Annotated in this window: 2 protein-coding genes; both read left to right on the top strand. The window is 67.2% G+C overall.

The features are described 5' to 3' along the window. The first annotated feature begins 356 nt into the window (after positions 1 to 356). On the top strand, positions 357 to 1,562 hold the full coding sequence (locus I6U14_RS01535; RefSeq protein ID WP_296896310.1) for an ATP-binding protein: 1,206 nt from the start codon (positions 357 to 359) through the stop codon (positions 1,560 to 1,562). A 39-nt stretch (positions 1,563 to 1,601) separates the two neighbouring features. After that, the gene (locus tag I6U14_RS01530) at positions 1,602 to 3,728 is read left to right on the top strand and encodes a hypothetical protein (RefSeq protein WP_296896308.1); all 2,127 of its coding nucleotides are present in this window, start codon (positions 1,602 to 1,604) and stop codon (positions 3,726 to 3,728) included. Positions 3,729 to 4,014 lie beyond the last annotated feature (286 nt).

Raw genomic sequence — 4,014 nt, 5'->3', positions numbered from 1 at the left:
GGGGGGGGTGGGGGACAGGTGGGAGGGCTCGCCCGGGGGGGGGAAGCCGGGCAGCCCGGGGGGAGGCCGTTTGATGGGGCTGCGTGCCCAAAAATCAGGCGGAGCCGGAAACGGCGGTGTCCGGGCTCCTTCATTGTCAGCGAGTTACGTCGCCGAAAATGGCGGGGCGGCCGGCCCCGCACGGGAAGCGCCAATAAATCAGCGCGTCCCTAGATGCGGTACTTTTCTCCCGTCCCTGCAAGGGACCAACGGCGACGACAGCACCTGCATCAACTCGCGCCGAGCCATGCTTGCCTATACTGCCGGTAACCGTGCCATCGTGCCCGCAACCGCCGCCGCCGAGCCAGCCCGCAGCCATGGGACACCTCCTCAGCACCAAGTCCGACCTGGTGCCCCTCATCGACCGTCTGAACCAGCATCCCGTCGGCCTCGTCGACAATGCCAAGCTGCGCGAGATCCTGTCGCTGCTGTTCGATGATCGCGAAGCCTATGTCGCCTCCCGCTTTCCGCTCATGGAGGCGACGCTCCCGGAGCTTGCCCAGGCCACCGGCATCGCGGCGGCGGAGCTGGACGGCATCCTGGAGTCCATGGCCAACAAGGGCCTGGTGATGGACCTGCCCTACGCCGGCGACACCTACTACATGCTGATGCCCGGGCTCATCGGCTTTTTCGAGTTCACGTTCATGCGCCGGCGCACCGATCTGCCCGTGGCGCGCGTCGCCGAGCTCATGACGGAGTACCTGCACGAGCGCGCCGGCAATGGTAACGACCAGGCGCAGGAGTTCTTCGGCGGTACCACACCGATTGCCCGCGCCGTCGTCGACGAGCAGCAAATCCCGGTCAGCTCCCGCATCACAGCGTATGAGGACGCGCGGGAGATCATCCGCCGGGCGAGCTTCCGGGCCGTGACCATGTGCTATTGCCGGCACAAGAAGGAGCACCTGGGTGAGTCCTGCAAGAAGGGCGCGCCGGTGGACGGCATCTGCATGGTGCTGGGGGAGGGCGCGCGCTTTTTGGTGCGCCGCGGTCTCGCCGAGGAGAAGAGCGTCGGTGAGATGTTGGAGACGCTGGACTACGCCCGCTCCCTCGGTCTAACGCATGTCACCGACAATGTCCGCGAGCAGCCGTCGTTTCTTTGCAACTGCTGCCGCTGCTGCTGCGAGCTCATGGCCGGGGTGCAGCACGGCCATCCAGACGGCCTGGGCAAGACACCCTTCATCGCCGAGGTGGATGCCGAGCACTGCGACTACTGCGGCGAATGCCTGCGCGCGTGCAACGCCAAGTGCATCGGGCTCGGGGCCGGTGCCCGCCAGCATGGCGCCGACAGCCAGCGCCGGCGCTGGGCCGAGGTGGACGCTGATGTCTGCCTCGGCTGCGGGGTGTGCGTCCCCGCCTGCGAGCACGGTGCCATCACGCTCAAACCCCGCCACGGCTACCGTAAGCCACCGGGGCAGCCGGTTTCCCTATACGCTCGGATGCTCTGGGAGAAGGGCCGGCTCTGGCCCTACCTCGGCGCCGCCGTCAAGCGCCGCCTGCGGCTGCCGCTGCTCTGGCGCTGCTGAGCGCCGCGACACCTGAAATCCGGTCTGGGAGGACGTTCCATGAACGCGTCGGTGCAGAACGACAGCCTATTCATGCAGCTCAGGAAATTCGTCTGGTACTCCCTGCTGCGGGTGCCATGGCTCATCGGCTACAACGTGGGTGGAGCGGTGGTGCTGGTGGGGTTCTTCGGCATCACCTCGCAGGGGCAGGACATGCTCAGGATCAGCGCCGAACTAGGTTTTGGCGTGGCCGATAATGGCCTGCTGTGGAACCTGCTGCTCCTGATCGGCACCTTTGTGGCATCGCTCACGTTCTGGTACACCTCGCGGCTCCTGCTCGCCCGAGACTACGAGAGCTTTCCGCTGCCGTCGCCGTATGCGGACCTCGGCCGGCGCTGGTGGCCGCGGCTTGTGGGCGTTGCGGTGCCGCTCGCCATCGCCTGGAGCTTCAACCAGGTCGACGCCGATGGCCAAGCGCTCGTCATCACGCTTTCGCGCGTCTACTTCGCCATGGCGATCCTGCTGCTCGCGTTCTACGTGCTGCGCCGCAGCCTGTTCAGCATCTCCCGTGACTACATGATCGCTGAGCGGCTGGACGAGGTGCCGGAAGCACATCGCAGGCGTGCCCGCGCACTGCTGCTCAGCGCCTTCGTGCTGCTCGTGGCCTTCGTCGCCGTGCCCGTGTATCTGCCGCAATGGCTCGGAGCGCCTGCCATCGCCGTGCTCGGGGTCACGGGCATCGCGCTGTTCGGCACCGCCATCCTGACCTACGTGCCTATGTCAAAGGGTGGACCCGCGGCCACCTTGACCGCCTTGCTGCTGGCGGTCCTCTTCGGCTTCTGGAACCACAACCACCCGATCCGGCTGGCCGACGAGGCCGGGGGCAAAGCCGTGGCGGCTCTTGCGCGTCCAGCGCCCGCCGAGCGGTTCGCCGCCATGGCGCAGTCCGCCGGCGGGGCAGAGCCCGTGGTCTTCGTCACCGCCGCCGGCGGCGGCATCCGCGCTGCCTACTGGACGGCCTCGGTGCTGGCCGCGCTGGAAGATGAGCTGGGGGAGACCTTCAGCAAACGCCTTTTCGCCATCAGCGGTGTCTCCGGCGGCAGCGTCGGTGCGGCGGCTTATGTGACGCTGAAGCGCGCTCAGCTCGACGCTGGTCCGGACGCCAGCCTGCTGGCACCGGTGCGCACGGTACTCGGCAACGATTTCCTCTCGCCCGTGGTAGCCGGGCTGCTGTTCCCGGACCTGGCACAGCGGTTCATCCCGTTCCCGGTCACACTGGCCGACCGCCAGCGCTTCCTGGAGCGTTCCTTCGAGCTCGCCTTCCAAGGTGACGCCCGCCGGCTCTTTGCCGGACCCTTCCAGAACCTCTACGCCGGTGCGGCCGGCGACCGGCTGCCGAGTCTGCTGCTCAACACCACCGTCGTCGAGACCGGCCAGCGCGCCGTGCTGTCGAACTTGGATGTCGGGGGCCTGCCGGGCGTCGTGGATCTGTTCGACGACCGGTACCAGCTCGCCGCCATCCGCACCAGCGCCGCTGCCGGTGCCAGCGCACGGTTCACCTACGTGAGCCCGGCAGGTCGCGTGGACATCGCCGGTGACGACAGTGTGAGGCTCGTGGACGGCGGTTACTTCGAGAACTCCGGCGCCGCCACCATGGGTGATCTCATCGCCTTACTTGACGACCGCATCGGCGACAGCGACCGCAAGTTCCGCCCCGTGCTGATCGTCATCAACAACGATCCAACATCCGTCGGCCTGTGCCGCCGCGACAACGGCGGCAGCGACACGCTTAAGGGCGGCCGCTTCAATGCCGCCGTCAGCGAGGTCGCCGCACCCATTCGGGCGTTGTTCGAGACCCGCGGCGCCCGGCAGCAGATCGCCGAAGTCAAGGCCGCACGGCTGGTGGAGGCCATGGGTGGCGGTGTCGTCCAGATGCCGCTTGCGGCGGTGCTCGACGTGCAACTGGAAACGGCTAGGGCGCAGGCGGCCGAGCCTCTCAGCGAGGAGGCCATTGCCAAGATCAAGGAGAAATATTTGGAGCCGCCCCTCGGCTGGTCGATGTCGGAGGAGGTGCGCAAGGGCATGGACCAAACACTGGACGATCGCGCTGGCGGTCTGGCCAAGCAGTTCCAGTACCTCACCACCGCCCTCGGCGGCGGGACGATACCGGCCTGTGAGCCGATGTAGCCGCCAAGAAAACGCTAGCATGCAGGCCGACGGAGTTGTTGAAGATGCCCCATGATGACCGATCACGTCCGGGCCTCCAAGGCTCGCGGAACTGAGGGTTGAGGTCAGTCCCTGCCCAGCCAGACCAGCCCGAAAGGTCCATTGGATGCTCGCCGCGGCTTGGCGGATCGGCACTGGCGATTTCGTCAGCGAGCTGAACGGCGGCTTGCTGTCTGGCGGCCTCCTTCAGCAGCTAGGGAAGCGCCGATTTATTGGCGCTTCCCGTGCGGGGCAGGACGCCCCGCCA

The sequence above is a fragment of the Thiohalocapsa sp. genome (genome assembly GCF_019695415.1).
In the GTDB taxonomy this organism is placed as follows: domain Bacteria; phylum Pseudomonadota; class Gammaproteobacteria; order Chromatiales; family Chromatiaceae; genus Thiohalocapsa.
The sequence above is the reverse complement of the archived record's forward strand: the minus strand, read 5'-3'. Positions and strand labels throughout refer to the sequence as shown.